Annotated in this window: 10 protein-coding genes; 3 read left to right on the top strand and 7 right to left on the bottom strand. The window is 51.0% G+C overall.

Annotation, left to right across the window (positions count from 1 at the left end; all coding sequences use genetic code 11):
- Nucleotides 1-47: 47 nt before the first annotated feature.
- The 5 genes from B4E62_RS11700 to rluD all read right to left on the bottom strand — a co-directional run bounded on the left by B4E62_RS11700 (nt 48) and on the right by rluD (nt 9,467).
- Nucleotides 48-4,148 (bottom strand): S8 family serine peptidase, encoded by a 4,101-nt coding sequence (locus B4E62_RS11700; protein ID WP_331352188.1) that lies wholly within the window; start codon nt 4,146-4,148, stop codon nt 48-50.
- 201 nt (nt 4,149-4,349) lie between these two features.
- Nucleotides 4,350-7,007, bottom strand: a complete 2,658-nt coding sequence (gene clpB, locus B4E62_RS11695; protein WP_310074052.1) for an ATP-dependent chaperone ClpB — start codon at nt 7,005-7,007, stop codon at nt 4,350-4,352.
- Nucleotides 7,008-7,131: 124 nt separating this feature from the next.
- The gene (locus tag B4E62_RS11690) at nt 7,132-7,656 is read right to left on the bottom strand and encodes a DUF4870 domain-containing protein (RefSeq protein ID WP_331352187.1); all 525 of its coding nucleotides are present in this window, start codon (nt 7,654-7,656) and stop codon (nt 7,132-7,134) included.
- 94 nt (nt 7,657-7,750) lie between these two features.
- A complete protein-coding gene (pgeF, locus tag B4E62_RS11685) occupies nt 7,751-8,509 on the bottom strand; it encodes a peptidoglycan editing factor PgeF (protein ID WP_331352186.1) in 759 nt (252 codons plus the stop codon).
- Nucleotides 8,502-9,467 (bottom strand): 23S rRNA pseudouridine(1911/1915/1917) synthase RluD, encoded by a 966-nt coding sequence (gene rluD / locus B4E62_RS11680; RefSeq protein ID WP_331352185.1) that lies wholly within the window; start codon nt 9,465-9,467, stop codon nt 8,502-8,504. The genes pgeF and rluD overlap by 8 nt, the downstream gene beginning before the upstream one ends.
- Nucleotides 9,468-9,627: 160 nt before the next feature.
- Between rluD and B4E62_RS11675 the strand changes: the two genes are divergently transcribed.
- The gene (locus B4E62_RS11675) at nt 9,628-10,530 is read left to right on the top strand and encodes an outer membrane protein assembly factor BamD (RefSeq protein ID WP_331352184.1); all 903 of its coding nucleotides are present in this window, start codon (nt 9,628-9,630) and stop codon (nt 10,528-10,530) included.
- Between the two features lie 57 nt (nt 10,531-10,587).
- Here B4E62_RS11675 and B4E62_RS11670 read toward each other — a convergent pair whose 3' ends face one another.
- A complete protein-coding gene (locus B4E62_RS11670; protein ID WP_331352183.1) occupies nt 10,588-12,216 on the bottom strand; it encodes an NAD+ synthase in 1,629 nt (542 codons plus the stop codon).
- A 249-nt stretch (nt 12,217-12,465) separates the two neighbouring features.
- Between B4E62_RS11670 and B4E62_RS11665 the strand changes: the two genes are divergently transcribed.
- Together B4E62_RS11665 and B4E62_RS11660 are read left to right on the top strand one after the other, a co-directional pair.
- Nucleotides 12,466-14,130: a sensor histidine kinase gene (locus B4E62_RS11665; RefSeq protein ID WP_331352182.1), complete on the top strand. Its 1,665-nt coding sequence runs from the start codon at nt 12,466-12,468 to the stop codon at nt 14,128-14,130.
- Between the two features lie 29 nt (nt 14,131-14,159).
- A complete protein-coding gene (locus B4E62_RS11660; protein ID WP_331352181.1) occupies nt 14,160-15,566 on the top strand; it encodes a sigma-54 dependent transcriptional regulator in 1,407 nt (468 codons plus the stop codon).
- Nucleotides 15,567-15,628: 62 nt separating this feature from the next.
- Here the strand turns inward: B4E62_RS11660 and B4E62_RS11655 are convergent, their stop codons facing one another.
- A complete protein-coding gene (locus tag B4E62_RS11655) occupies nt 15,629-16,051 on the bottom strand; it encodes a type IV pilin protein (RefSeq protein WP_331352180.1) in 423 nt (140 codons plus the stop codon).
- Nucleotides 16,052-16,062: the final 11 nt, after the last annotated feature.

The following is a 16,062-nucleotide window of genomic DNA, read 5'->3' as shown; positions in this document are numbered from 1 at the left end:
TTTGCAATAAAAAAACGGCCACTAGATGGCCGTTTTTTGTTGGTTATTTATATCTTATCGCCTGATCGCCGGTACCGTTGGCGAGTGGCGGTTCCTGCCAAAACCCCACACAGTATTAGCATCCAGATCCCCATCAAACCACCACCGCCCCCCGAGCCACTTCCCCCACCGGAATTAACCGCTGCTTTGCTGCTGGATGACTGAGCCTGACTACTCGCTGCAGCTGCTTTTACTGTGATGGTTTGCGTTATGTATGACAGATTATACCGGGAGTCGCTCGCATTCCAGATCACATAATTAGTCCCGACCGGGAAGGGTTTCCAATCGATTGTCCAAGCCGTAATTTCACCATCGACCAAATCGTAAGCCTTAACTTCTGGCTGGGGGACATCCGTTAGCATTCCTGTTGCATCGACCGTGATATTGGCGGGTATTTGGATCACTGGAGCGGTAGTGTCACGCACCTCAAGGGTTTGCAGACTGGTGGCGATTTTCCCGACCGAGTTGGTAGCCCGCCAATAGATCGAGTGGGTACCAATACTGTAAGGTCCGATGTTGGACGTGACAGCTGCTATCTGGCCATCTTTTACATCTCGGGCAAATACGGGTGGCAAGCTATAAGCCGTCTCTAATGCAGTCGCTTCGACCGTCAAGAGCGGTAGCGGATCAAAGCTCGGTGGAGCAAGTACAAGACCACTTGCCCCCTGACCCAATTCAACAATCTCCTCTAGCGTCTGCACCAGTTTTACCCCTTTTTGTGTATCGCCAAGACTAATCCTTAGCGACGCTTTTACTGCCCCAGGAATTACCGGGAGCTTGGCAAGGTAGCGCCCATTCTCCCGGCTTAACGCCAAAGGAACCCAATCAGCCGAGCCACTCAGCCGATATTCCATCTCCGGAGCTTCACTTTCACTGGCCACCTCACTGCTCATACTGAGCATGCTCAATTCGATTGCCAAATCGCTGCCGTTCAGAACCCGACTGGGAACACCGTCGTTAAGGAACCGCAACTGTTCGGGGAACTCCTTTAGCAGGTAGGTTGTTTGCCCTTGCAATAGGCTGGTGTCCAACTCCAGAAGCATCTTAGATGGACTTACCACCCCCAGAAAGCGCGTCGGCTGATCCAGCTCGAACAGCAGATTGCTACAGGTGCCCGCGCCAAGAGGGAGATTAAATGTGCCACCACTGGTTTCCGAGCTGGTATTTAACTGTCCATCGCACAAGAGTCGATAGGACATGAGATCAAAAAAGCTATTCTGCTGGGCATCGCGCTGGATGGTGTAATTACCGCCAAACCAGTAGGGCTCAGACATGCTCTGAATCTGTAACTCGTTAGCCCAACTATTGAAGTAAAAGGCGGGAGCTGTGAAGTAGGCGCCATCTGCAACGGTGATAGCCCGACCAGAACTGCGGTAGTTGGTCGCATCCGGGGTACTGAATACACCGCGCAGCTTGGTAAAGGATTGGGAATCCGTAAAGGCAAGGGAGCCCGTATTCATTAGTTGCAGGTTCCACGCAAAAGGATCATCACTCAAACGCTCCACCCCCATCGTCGGGTACCACTCGCCTTTTTCCAGAGTGGAGATATTGGCATAGAGTTTTGCTGATATCGGCTGGTTGTAGACAGTCCCACTACTCCAGTAGGTGCCAAAAGCGACGAAGTCAAAGGTAGAGCGCAGCTGGCTCAACCCTTGGGAGAACCTGACACCCCCCGCCAACTTATCCAGATCAGCATAGGTAAAATCAACGCCACCGGCAGTGCGCAAATCCAGATCAAGATACTGAGATGAACGAATGCCATCCCTGTAAAAGGCCGACAACAAATAATACTCACCCGTCACCCCAGGGCTTGTTTCTCTCAGTGAGAACAGCGCTGTCGCCGCTATCTGAACGCTCTCAGAGAGCTCCGATACACGCAAAATTCTTTTGCCGCTGCCACCCAAAAACAGCACGCTGCCTTGGGGAACATCAGCCATCCGCCATTCGATCAACTGAGTCTTTGTATTCATGCCATCCAAGGGGATAGAGCTACCGTCCAACCCTGTCACTGAACTAATCGCTATTTCGTGGATTGCACTGGCTCGCTCCAGTTTGGTGGTGACACTATCCACCAGTTGAATATCTTCCTTGAACACCAGCGAATCCAGACTGCAGCCTTCGCCATAGAAAGTGGCCGCCAGATGGTAAGTACCCGGCTTGAGATCGAGCCCGAAATTGGTTGGCGCATCGGTGCAACTATTGAAATACTCCACACTGCCATAACTTCCATCGTCATTGATCACATGCAGCAGAAAGAGCGGCGCATCGAACTCCACATTGAGCCGGGCGGCTTTGGCAAATACCAGTGGCAGCCGTATATCGGTTTCGGAATAACGAACATTGGCAACCACTTCATGATGCAAGGTCGCACTGTCGGCAAAGGGCAAGGTCTGGGTATCGACTAATAACTGCAGCTTCACCGTGGTTTGCTCACCCGCCGCCAACTCCTGTTCACCCGCTGGGTCAACCAACCCGCTGGCGCCTTGGGGAAATACCACCGGCGCGGTTGTCGCCACCTTGAGCGAGTTGCTGCTGATATTTTTCAACGTCAGTGACAGATTTGCCGACCAGCTCGGCTGCGCAAGATTCACTGATCCAGCCGACAAAAGCGCTGGACTTACCAACAACTTGGCACTTGCAGCTTGCGCCAGATCCATCATCCCTGCGCCCTGTGTGAACACATCCTGCCCCAAATCACTACCGGTATTAATCAACAGAGTTTTAAGTTCGGCTGGGGTCAGGTTGGGATAAAGCTGCTTTAACAATGCAGCGCCACCCGCCACGTGGGGAGTGGCCATACTGGTTCCACTGAGCCGAACATAACTGCCGCCGGGCTTGGCCGAGTTGATCTCCACACCCGGCGCTACCAATTCCGGCTTTACATAAGCCTTGCCAGAAATTGGCCCACGTGAGCTAAAACCGGCGATAGCGCCGTTGTTATCGCTAGCGCCCACCGTCAACACCTGTTCAGCATTTCCCGGTGAACCTATGGTGGAATAGGAGCTACCGCTATTGCCCGCCGCTACCACTACCACTACCCCTGCAGCCATGGCGTTGTTTGCGGCTTCCGAGATAGGCGAGTCGGGCGCTCCCGAGCCTCCCAAACTCATATTAACTATATCAATCTGGTCATCCGTCAGCGGGTTTCCATCGGGATCAACGGCTTTTTCCAGCGCCGCAACAATGCCGCTTTCCATGCCCCAGCCCTGATCGCTCAACACCTTATAGGCATAGAGGGTCACATCGGGTGCCATACCGGTGAGGGTGCCCTTGGCTGCAATGATGCCCGCCACATGGGTGCCGTGACCGTGTTTGTCGATAGGATTGGTGACGTCCTCCCCTTCAACAAAATTGTGCCCCCCAGCCACCTTGCAGCCGGTTCCGATACACCCGCCCAAATCGGGATGGGTGTAATCAATCCCCGTATCCAGCACCGCCACTGTCACCCCTTGGCCGGTGACCTCGCGCGCCTGGCTGTCGCGCATTGCCCACAGCTGCGGCGCCTTGGTAATACCCACACTTTCAGCCAGAAAGGCTTTTATCCGGGTATCCGGGTACACCGCAGCCACCTGTGGCAATCGGCGGATCCGCTCAATGCTGTTTGCTTCGGCAGTGATGCTCAGCGTATTGGTTAACTGTGTAAATTGCCCGTGCATCTGCTGCATCAGCTTCTGTTTGCGCAATTCGCCCAGCAATTGACTCTGGCTTTTTTGTACGCGTTGCAACTGGCTTTGGGTGGATTTTCCCAGCAGTTGTTGCTGCGCGCGCGACAGCTTGCCCGTCGCTCGCATTTGCTCGCGCTGCTGCTTGAGATAGGGTCTGACCGCCTGATCTTTTAAACGCACCAGCAATCGCTGCGGCTGGGTGTGGTCAAGAGTTTGGATTTGCAGTTGCCCAGATTGATTATTGATACTCACCGCGCCACCAGCCGATAACGCAAATGACTGGGGTTCGCTGTTGTCGGGATGATAGTCGAGCTGATTGCCCGACTGCTTGTGTTGCTGATGAATCTGGATAATTTGCTGGGGGGATTGATTCGCCTGAGCCAGGTGCACCAGTGCGCAAAAGGCCAGTGCCACCACACCGGCTGATAATGTCCGTGGGAACATAACATCTCCATGATTTTTTATGATTGGGTTTTGAGTGCGGTTGCCGAGCGAGCGTTTTACCACTTTGTCGCCAAATTGATCAACTTTTACTTGAATAACGATAAATAAGTGTAGCCGCTGAAAGTACATTTACAGGGATAAAAAAAACGCCGTCATTGCGACGGCGTTTAGTAAGTCTATTTTGAGCGAACTCATCTGCAGTTAATTCAACCGCTTGGGGTCAAACACAATTTTATCGCCTAACAATTTACCGTGAATAATCGCGCCGGGCATAAATTTACCACCGAGGATATCCTGTGCCAGCGGGTTTTCAATCAACTGCTGGATGGCGCGTTTTAAAGGGCGTGCACCATAGACAGGATCAAAACCGACACTTGCCAATTTATCCATCACTTCATCCTCCAACTCCAGACTCAGTTCGCGTTCGGCTAAACGTTTTCTCAACAGCTCCAACTGGATATCGGCAATACCGCGAATTTGTTCGCGCCCGAGCGGATGGAAGACAACAACCTCATCAATACGGTTGATAAATTCCGGGCGGAAATGGCCACCGACAACTTCCATCACCGCATCTTTCATCGCGTTGTAGCGATTCTCATTATTGAGTGAATTGTTCATATCGTCATTCACAAAACTGTCGAAACTCACAGTGTCGAAAGATTTATCTTCCGCTAATTCCTGGATGCGATCCGACCCTAAATTCGAGGTCATTACAATTACCGTATTCCGGAAATCCACAGTGCGGCCTTGGCCGTCGGTCAAGCGTCCATCGTCCAATACTTGCAACAAAATATTGAATACATCGGGATGCGCTTTTTCAATTTCATCGAGCAAAATGACGGAGTAGGGTTTGCGGCGCACTGTCTCGGTGAGGTAGCCACCCTCTTCATAACCCACATAACCGGGTGGAGCGCCGATCAAACGGGCGACCGAATGTTTTTCCATAAATTCCGACATATCGATACGCACCATCGCATCGCTGGTATCAAATAAAAATTCGGCAAGGGATTTACACAATTCGGTTTTACCGACACCGGTTGGCCCTAAAAATAAAAATGAACCATTGGGACGGTTGGCATCGGACAAGCCCGCGCGCGAACGGCGCACCGCATTGGCAACAGCGACTACCGCCTCGTGTTGGCCAATCACACGTTTATGCAGCGACTCTTCCATGCGCAATAATTTTTCGCGCTCGCCCTCCAACATTTTGGAGACGGGAATACCAGTCCACTTGGAGACCACCTCGGCAATTTCTTCTTCGGTCACTTTATTGCGCAGCAGTTTCATCTCCATCATTTCCGCTTGGCCAGCCATATCCAATTGCTTTTCCAACTGCGGAATAATCCCATATTGAAGTTCTGACATGCGCGCCAAATCGCCTTTGCGGCGTTTTTCTTCCATTTCAAAACGCGCCTGCTCTAATTGGCTTTTAATTTCTTGTGAGCCTTGCAGCGCTGCTTTTTCAGCGCGCCAGATTTCTTCCAAATCATTCAGTTCACGCTCGAACTTATCGATATCCTGATCGAGTTTGGCGAGGCGTTTTTTGCTTGCTTCATCTTCATCTTTTTTTACCGCTTCGCGTTCAATTTTGAATTGGATTAAACGGCGTTCCAGACGATCCATCTCCTCCGGCTTGGAATCTATTTCCATGCGGATACGGCTGGCGGCTTCATCAATCAAATCAATCGCTTTATCAGGTAATTGTCGATCGGTGATATAGCGCTGGGATAGTTTTGCGGCGGCGATAATCGCCGAGTCGGTGATATCCACGCCGTGGTGGACTTCATAGCGCTCTTTCAAACCGCGCAAAATGGCGATGGTGTCGGACTCATTAGGTTCGTCGACCAATACTTTTTGGAAGCGGCGCTCCAGCGCTGCATCTTTTTCAATATATTTGCGATATTCATCGAGCGTGGTAGCACCCACGCAATGCAATTCACCGCGCGACAGCGCCGGTTTAAGCATATTGCCTGCATCCATTGCACCTTCGCCTTTACCGGCGCCGACCATGGTATGCAGCTCGTCGATAAATAAAATAATGCGGCCTTCTTGTTTGCTTAATTCGTTAATAACGGATTTCAACCGCTCTTCAAATTCACCGCGAAATTTTGCCCCGGCGAGCAGTCCACCCAAATCGAGCGACAGCAGCCGTTTATCTTTTAAACCTTCGGGCACTTCACCGTTGACAATACGCTGCGCGAGCCCTTCCACAATCGCAGTTTTACCCACACCTGGCTCACCAATCAAGACGGGATTATTTTTGCTGCGGCGTTGCAACACCTGGATAGTGCGGCGAATTTCGTCGTCGCGGCCAATCACCGGATCGAGTTTGCCCGCTTCCGCGCGCGCGGTTAAATCGACAGTATATTTTTCCAGTGCCTGACGGTTGCCTTCGGAATCGGCGTCATCCACATTTTCGCCGCCGCGCACTTTTTGGATACCTTGCAGCAGGCGCTGGGCATTGCCAAATTTTTTCAATATATCCGGCACTGCGCCCTGCATTTCAGTCATCAACACCACCAGCACTGAATCGCTGGAGACAAATTTGTCGCCAGTTTTTTGCGCGTGACGGTCCGCGAGATTCAACATGCGCACCATATCAGGCGACATAGTGACTTCGCCGGTAGGATTTTTAATTTGCGGTAAACTTTCCACGTATTCATTGAGCGCAGTGCGCAGCCCGGCGACATCGAACCCCGCCTGGTTCAGCAGCAGGCGCACACTGGCCGCTCCTTTCTGGTCGATCATCGCGAGCAATAAATGGGCTGGATCCAGTTGGCTGTGATCTTGCCCCAACGCAATGGATTGGGCGTCGGACAGCGCTACTTGCAATTGATTGGTTAAACGGTCGATACGCATGGATTACCTCAAGCGATGTGTTACTCGGTTGAGGCAGAGGTGGGGCGTGAGGGGGGTGATTTCAAGCAGGCCGGGAACCTGCTTGTCATCTTTGCCGGGAATAAATAGCGCTTTTTGCGCTAGATCAATTTTGCGGGCTATTCGGAACAACCTGTGTACGCGCTGTTTCGCGCACATCAAAAAACTTGATCGACATGGGGTAGTTTTTAATAACGCCCTTGTTGGCATCCATCGCGCCCATAATTGTGAACACAATCGAGCACACAAACAGTATTGCTATCAGGAAAAAGCCAACCACAATAAAGCACAGGATCACACTTACCAAAAAGTAAATCAGCGAGCTGAACACCCAGTTCATCACCACCTTGCCTTGCTCATCAACATAAGCATCTTCTTTTTTGGATTGCCACATAATCAGCGGGACGATAAGCCCCAAAAACGGGAACAACCAGGAGCAGAATTGGGTGAGATGCAACACCATTGCATAATCATAATTATTGGTTTGCATTATGGTGTGAGGTTGCGGGGCAGATGCGGCCTGCTGTGGCTGGGCACCGAGAATACGCTCCTTGGCCTGCTGGTACTCCTCTTCACTGATCAGGCCTTTTTGTTTCAGGTCGTTCAGCTTTTCGATTTGGTCGAGATCCATAATGATTCCTTGTTGGTGATGGTTTCGATAAACGTTATGCACGAAAACTTAGATGCAAGTACTGCTGCAACCGGATTCAGTCAATGCAAAAAAATTATTCCAGCCAGATAACACTCGCCATCCGCCCGGTCACTTTGTCGCGGCGAAAGGAGTAAAAACGGGTTTCATCAGCATAGGTGCAATCATTGCCACCGTAAATTGCAGTCACCCCCAAAGCATGTAATTCAGCCCGGGCGAGCGCATAAATATCGGCATAAAAATGCAGTGGACGGTGTGCAGAGATAAACGCGTTAGCAGTCTCCTCAGCATGTTGCTGGCTGCGCGCCGCTTTAAAAAAGGCTTCAAGCACATCCACCCCCACCTCAAAGTGCGGCTGTGAAATCGCTGGGCCGAGGTAGGCAAGAATATCGTCCGGTTTGGCGTTGAATTTTTGCAGGCCGCGCGCGCATATCCCTTTTGCCAAACTGCGCCAGCCGCAATGTAACGCGGCAACCTGGGTGCCCTGTTTATCGCACAACAAAATCGGCAGGCAATCAGCTGTCATTACCAAACAGGCGTGACCGGGCTGATTGCTGTAACTGCCATCAGCTGTGCGCACCACTCCATCGGTTTTGGCATTCACGACTTTCACACCGTGAATCTGCTCAAGCCACTGTGGTGTGTTTTGAAATCCCAAGTGCTCGGATAGTTGCGCGCGGTTAACGGCAACATGTTCCGGATTATCGCCGACGTGTAACCCCAGATTATTACTCGCGTAGGGCGGCAGACTGACGCCACTCGCGCGGGTGGTGATATGGCTGCGGACATTGGCGGGGGCGGGCCAGTCAGGCGTAATGCCACTCATATCAGTCATCGACAAGAGTGAACCCGGTATTGAGTGCATCGAGCAGATTTTTAAAATCCTCCGGCAAGGGCGCAGTCCACTCGGAGTATTCGCCGGTGCCAGGATGTTCCAAGCCCAATTTAAAGGCATGCAGCGCCTGACGCGGGAAGCTTTTGAGGGTATCGATCAAATGCTGGTTGGCGCCTTTGGGGATTTTAAAACGGCTGCCGTAGGTGGGATCACCCACCAACGGATGACCGATATGTGCCATATGCACACGAATTTGGTGAGTACGGCCAGTCTCCAGTTTCACGCGGATATGGGTATGGCTCGGGTAGCGTTTGGCCACGCGGTAGTGAGTCACGGCACGCTTGCCGCCCGCCTTGAGTACCGCCATGAGTTTGCGCTGCATAGGATGACGCCCCATTGGGGCATCCACGGTGCCACCACCGGTCATAGCGCCTATGGCAACAGCTTCGTATTCGCGGCTAACAGTGCGGTCGGCCAGCTGTTCAACCAGATCGGTATGGGCTTCCAGGGTTTTGGCAATCACCATCAACCCTGTGGTTTCTTTGTCGAGGCGGTGCACAATCCCCGCGCGCGGCAAATTCACCAAGCCGGGAATATGGTTGATCAACGCATTAACCAGCGTACCTGTGTAGTTGCCAGCAGCCGGGTGAACTACCAGCCCGGCTTGCTTGTTGATGATGATCAAGTCGTCATCTTCGTGGATGATATCCAGCGTAATCTCTTCCGGCTGCCACTCACCCTGAGCTTCCAACTCTGCCTTGAGCTCCAGCACTTCACCGCCGATCAACTTGTCTTTTGGCTTGGCAGTACGGCCGTCAACTTTGAGCTGGCCATCCTTAATCCAGCTCGACAAACGCGAGCGGGAGAAGTCAGGGAACAACTCGGAGGCGATCTGGTCGAAGCGCATGCCGCTCATCTGGATGGGCACTTGCGCGCTCAGGTCAAAAACGTCTTTCATTAAAAAACCTCTAGTGATTGTTTCTGGCCGTGAATGATTTGCCAAAAACCGGAAATTGGGAGCTTTTACTGCTGCCAGATTGGTATCCGCCAAGCTCTGTGTTTAAATACCCTGCCCCGCAAACGGGGTCTATTTTATCGAGATAAGAGTCTATAACCCTATGCGAGTCCTGCCCTGTTTGATGCTCAGCACCCTTTTACTGCTGACTGCCTGCTCCAGCAAAGAGCCCGAATACACCACCGAAGCGGACCTCTACCACGCCGCCGAAGAGCAACTTGAGCGCAGCCAGTGGGAATCGGCGATCAAAAACCTCAACTCGCTCGAAGAAAATTTCCCCTTCGGCACCTATGCTGACCAAGCGCAACTGGAACTTATCTACGCTCATTACAGCTCAGGCGAAGCCGATGCGGCAATCGCTACGGCGAACCGCTTTATCCGACTGCACCCCCAACATCGCAATGTGGACTACGCCTACTACATGCTGGGGATGGCGTCCTTTACCAAAGATCAGGGCATGTTTGAACGGGTGATGCCGGTGGACACATCCAAACGCGATCCGGGTGCAGCACGCGAATCATTGGCGAATTTTACCCAATTGCTAAATCGTTATCCCGACAGCAACTATGCTGCCGATGCGAAAAAGCGCATGTTGCACCTTCGTAATCATTTGGCACGCTACGAAATCCATGTGGCGAATTACTATTTTAAACGCGGCGCCTATGTCGCTGCAGTGGGCCGCGGCCGCTACGTGATTGAAAACTTCCCGCAGGCACCGGCCACTCCCGATGCACTGGCCGTTATGGTACAGGGTTATCACCTGTTAAAGATGCCCGAGCAATCCAATGAGATGCTGGAAATCCTGAAACTTAACTACGCCGATTATCCGGCACTGAACAAAAACGGCGAGTTTGATTACGACTACATGTACAACAATGGCCAATCGCCCTGGCTGGCCTACCTGACGCTGGGCTTGTTCAGCAAAAATGAAATCACCGGTTTTGATACCCGTGAAATCTACGACCCGCAATACAAAGTCACTACCGATGTAGCGCGCGCTGATTGATCAAATTAGTGCAACACCCATAAAGGCCGCTTCTGCGGCCTTTATTTTTTTACCCGATCAATCACCCATCTTCCAACCCGACGTGATTGGATAGCGGCGATCCCGACCAAAACCGCGCTGGCTAATGCGAATCCCGATCGGCGCCTGACGGCGTTTGTATTCATTCACATCCACCAAGCGCACTACCCGCTCAACCTGCTCGCGGTTAAAACCTTCAGCGATAATCGCTTCTGCGCTGTAATCCTGTTCTACATACAACTCCAGAATGCGGTCGAGAATGTCGTAAGGCGGCAGGCTGTCTTCATCCTTCTGATCCGGTGCCAGTTCGGCCGATGGTGGACGGGTAATCACGCTTTCAGGAATCACTTCACCGAGGGTATTACGGTAGCGCGACAGGGCAAACACCAGGGTTTTGGGCACATCTTTGAGTGCATCAAACCCGCCCGCCATATCGCCGTAGAGTGTGGAGTAACCTACTGCCATTTCGCTTTTGTTGCCGGTAGTCAGCACCAGATAGCCTTTTTTGTTGGAGATCGCCATCAGCAATACCCCACGGCAACGCGCCTGCAGGTTTTCCTCGGTGGTATCGCGCTTGGTACCCGCAAATTCATCGCTAAGTGCGGCCATAAAGGCTTCGTACATGGGCTCGATACTGATCGAGCTGTAGCGCACCCCAAGGCGCGCCGCTTCATCGGCCGCATCGTTTTTGCTTAAATCGGATGTATAGCGGAAGGGCATCATCACGGCTTCAACACGCTCGGCACCCAGTGCATCTACTGCCATGGCAAGTGTCAGGGCGGAATCAATACCACCGGACAACCCCAGCACCACACCCTTGAAGCGGTTTTTATTGACGTAATCGCGCATCCCTACCACCAGCGCCTGATACACAGCTGCGATATTGTCAGGAATAGTCTCCAGCGACTGCAGTGGGACGCTGACGTGTTTTAGATCCCAGTCAACAGAAAGCGGGAATTGACCCTCAGCAAAAGAAGGTGCACGGAAACGGGTTTCACCCTGGGCATCCATCACCACCGAGCCGCCGTCAAACACTAATTCATCCTGCCCACCCACCAGATTGGTATAGACAACCGGCATTTGGCCTTCGCGCGCGCGCTGGCCAATAACAGCTTCGCGCTCCAGCTGCTTGCCCTGATGGTAAGGTGAGGCGTTGAGATTGAGCATTAATTTGGCACCGGCCGCACTGGCCTGCGCCATAGGTCCTGGGAACCAAATATCCTCACAGACGCTCAATGCGGTAGGGATACCCTTGAGGTCAAATACACAGGGGCTATCCCCCGCCGCGAAATAGCGTTTTTCATCAAACACCTGATAATTGGGCAAACACTGTTTGGCGTATTCAGCGACCAACTTCCCGTCCGCAATGACCCCCGCCATGTTATACAACTGACCATCACTTACGCGGGGATAACCAATCACTAGCGCGACTGGCAAGTTTGCCGCCATCAACTCGTGCAACGCCCTATCGATGCGCACAGCCAAACTCGGGCGCAGCAACAAGTCTTCCGGCGGGTAGCCCGTCAGGGTCAGCTCGGGGAACACTATTGCATCCACCTGCCCTTGCGCCAATGCAGTTCGTGCAACAGCAAGTACCTTGGCTGTATTGCCGGGAATATCACCTACGAGTGTATTAATTTGGGCAAGAATTAACTGTAACTGCGACATAGAATTCAAGGGATAAGAGAGTGGGAACAGCATCGCTGAAAATAAGTCTGGAATCGCATAGCGGAAAGCAGCACAAGCGGTGGGAAACTGGCAAAATTAGCCCACACAATCAGCCTATGCACAACCAGACACCTAAAAAGGATTATAGGCTCCAGGCGACTCAAACACAGGCGCGCATTGTCCGCGAAATAACCTTTTAAAGCCAAGCGGATTTTGCCCGGTTATCCCAAAAGGACACAGCAGAAGATCATGACCTCCAATTTGCTCAACCACCCCCACAGTTACAATCCCTACGATTTACTGCGCATCTACACCTATTACCGCACGCTGCTCGGCAGCGTATTGCTGTTGATGTTCCAAATAGAGTTCGCGCCTAAAATCCTGGGCAATGACAATCCGAATCTGTTTTTGTACACCTCGGTTGCCTACACTGCTATCAACTTTATGACCCTGATCGTTATGTGGCGATTAAAGTATTCCCCCTCACAGCGCAAACTGTTTGGCTCGCTGTTAATTGATGTGATTGCAATTGGCCTGTTGATGCACACCAGTGGTGGGGCAGTCAGCGGATTGGGCTATCTGTTGCTGATAGCTATTGCAGCAGGGGGGATTATGCTGCGCGAGCGGGTTTCATTTTTTCTCGCCGCCATTACCACTATCGTAGTGATAGGTGAGGGGGCGTTTCGTTTTCTGATTCTTACCCAGGATAACAAATCGCTCTTTGCGTCAGGCACACTCAGCGCGCTCGCATTCCTCACTGCACTCTTGTTTCAATATCTCACGAAAAAAATCCGTCTTTCTTATGCAGAAGCGGAGACCCAGGCGGCGCAAGCAGCGCATCTGCAAAAACTGGCGCAGCTTATTGTGGAAAGGATGCGCACCGGAATATTAGTGCTCAATAGAAACCTGGAGATAGAACTGTACAATCAGGCAGCACTAAAATTGCTCGGCGCGACAAATGACCCTACGGAAAAATTGCGTTTGGACAGATTCCCGGATCTGTATAAAAAACATCAATCCTGGCAGCGCAACGCAAATGATCACTCGCCCTATTTAAAAGTTGATGGCGATACAATCACCGAAGCCAAAGTCAACTTTGCCCACCTGGAGCCGGACAATACGTCAAATGTGTTGATTTTCCTGGAAGACGTACGCTCACTTAATCAACAAGCGCAGCAATTAAAACTGGCGTCGCTGGGGCGCTTAACAGCGAGTATCGCCCATGAGATTCGCAACCCCCTCGGCGCCATCAGCCACGCCAGTCAACTATTAGGCGAATCCGATGCACTGCCAGCCAGCGATCATCGACTACTGGATATTATTAACAATCACAGCAAACGCGTTAATCAAATCATTGAAAATATTTTGCAGTTATCGCGGCGACGCGGCGCCAAACCAGCACAAATTAATTTACAGCAGTGGATTCCTGCATTTGTCGCAGACTACAAAGCCAGCAAAAGCAACGGCTATCAATTGAACATACAAGTGAAAGAAAAAAATATCGGGGATTCGCACAGTGAATTTGACTATGACGACGCAAGTACAATCACCACACTGTATGCCAAATTCGACACCAGCCAATTACAACAAGTGCTCACAAACCTTTTCGATAATGGCATACGCTATGGAATAAGCCAGACAGGGCGTCCCGATTTACGTATCGAAATTGGCTTGGACACCAATCAACAGCAACCCTATATTCGTGTGATCGATTACGGCGCAGGCATTAGCGACGACAATAGCAAACATTTATTTGAACCTTTCTTCACTACCGAAAATACCGGCTCAGGATTGGGGTTGTACATTTGCAAAGAGTTGTGTGAAGCCAATCAGGCTATTATTTCCTACAGACGCACTGATAAAGGCGAGAGTTGTTTTCATCTACAACTGGCCCATCCGGAAAAAACATCTTAATAAAAAGTTCACGAAATTCAGGAACAATTATGACTCAAAAACGCGCGCTCATTATCGATGATGAACCCGACATCCGCGAACTGCTGGAAATCACGTTGGGTCGTATGGACATTCATACCGACTCAGCGGATTCAGTTGCCAGCGCAAAACAATTATTGATGCGCAACCATTATGATTTGTGTTTAACCGATATGCGCTTACCCGACGGTAAAGGACTGGAGCTGGTGGAATTAATTCAACAGCAATATCCCCATTTGCCCGTAGCCGTAATTACAGCTCACGGTAGTATCGATACCGCCATTGAATCCATGAAAGCCGGTGCATTTGATTTTATTTCCAAACCGGTAGACTTGCCGACGCTGCGCAAGCTGGTCAACACTGCCATTGAATCCAGCCAACTCATGCCGCAGCCGCTGGCAAAGGTCACCCCCATCATCGGTGAGTCCAAAGCCATTCAGGACTTGATTCGCAGCATTGAAAAACTCGCACGCTCACAAGCTCCCGTTTATATCAGTGGCGAATCAGGTTCGGGAAAAGAGTTGGTTGCTCACTCCATTCACGATTTAGGGCCGCGCGCCAATAAACCATTTATCGCCGTTAACTGCGGCGCGATTCCACGCGAGTTGATGGAAAGTGAATTTTTTGGCCACAAAAAGGGAAGTTTTACTGGCGCACACCAAGACAAAATCGGTTTATTCCAGGCCGCGGAAGGTGGCACCTTATTTTTTGATGAGGTCGCTGATTTACCGTTGGATATGCAAGTGAAATTACTGCGCGCCATTCAGGAAAAATTTGTACGCCCGGTGGGCGCCGCCGATGAAATCGCCACCGATGTACGTATCCTCTGCGCAACACATAAAAATCTGGAAGTAGAAGTGAAAGAGGGTCGCTTCCGCCAGGATTTATTTTATCGCCTGAATGTAATTCAACTTGCCGTCGCCCCACTGCGCGAAAGGCGCGAAGATATCGCCCTGCTGACACAACATCTGCTACACAAACTTGCTACAGATATTGGTCATGCTGCACCTACACTTTCAGTAGATGCGCAGCGTCTGCTGGAAAGCTATCACTTTCCCGGCAACGTACGCGAACTGGAAAATATTCTGGAGCGAGCCTTCACGCTCTGCGATAGTAATCTAATCGATGCCGAGGATTTGCAACTGCGGGGACACGATCAGCCGCTCGACAATAACATCGACAAAACCTATTCAACAACCAAGCCATCGACACGCACTAACAGCGGCTCAGTAGATTACCCGGCTCGCTGCGCAGAATACTCGTCATTGGATGAATACTTACAAGATGTTGAAAAAGAAATTCTTTGCCATGCACTGGAACATGCGAAGTGGAACAAAACTTTGGCCGCAAAACATTTGGGAATTAGTTTTAGATCGCTGCGCTATAGATTGCAGAAGTTGGGATTGGATGATGAGTAAACTTTAAAAATTCGCAGATAAAAAAATAGCCTCACAATGAGGCTATTTTTTAAAACAAAAGGCTACCAACACGCATCTGGCAATTGCACGCCCGTATGTCGTAGCCTCATCTCATTACAACCATCCGTTAAATCTTTAGTCTGCGGCGCCTTAATAGCGGTAGCTAACAGCTCAAACGAGGTTGCAGCCACACCGCCCGCGATCGGCGCAATCGTAATGCGATAATAACCTGCCCCTCGGGTCTCAATACCACCATCAATCAAGTCAGCGTACACCGGACAGTTAGCGGCATTATCAAACCTTGCAAAGGATGAATAACAGCGCTGCAAGCGCTGGGAAATATCCATGAGCTCCACTTTCGCCTCGGCGCGGTTACTTTTACGCACCGATTCCATATAGGAGGGATAGGCAATAGCGGCAATGATGCCAACAATCGCAACAGTAATTAGTATCTCAATCAGAGTAAAACCGCTTTTTCGTTTCATTGTTTTTCCCA

It is taken from the genome of Cellvibrio sp. UBA7671, assembly GCA_002483145.1.
GTDB lineage: Bacteria > Pseudomonadota > Gammaproteobacteria > Pseudomonadales > Cellvibrionaceae > Cellvibrio > Cellvibrio fibrivorans.
This window is presented reverse-complemented; position numbering and strand designations above follow the sequence as displayed.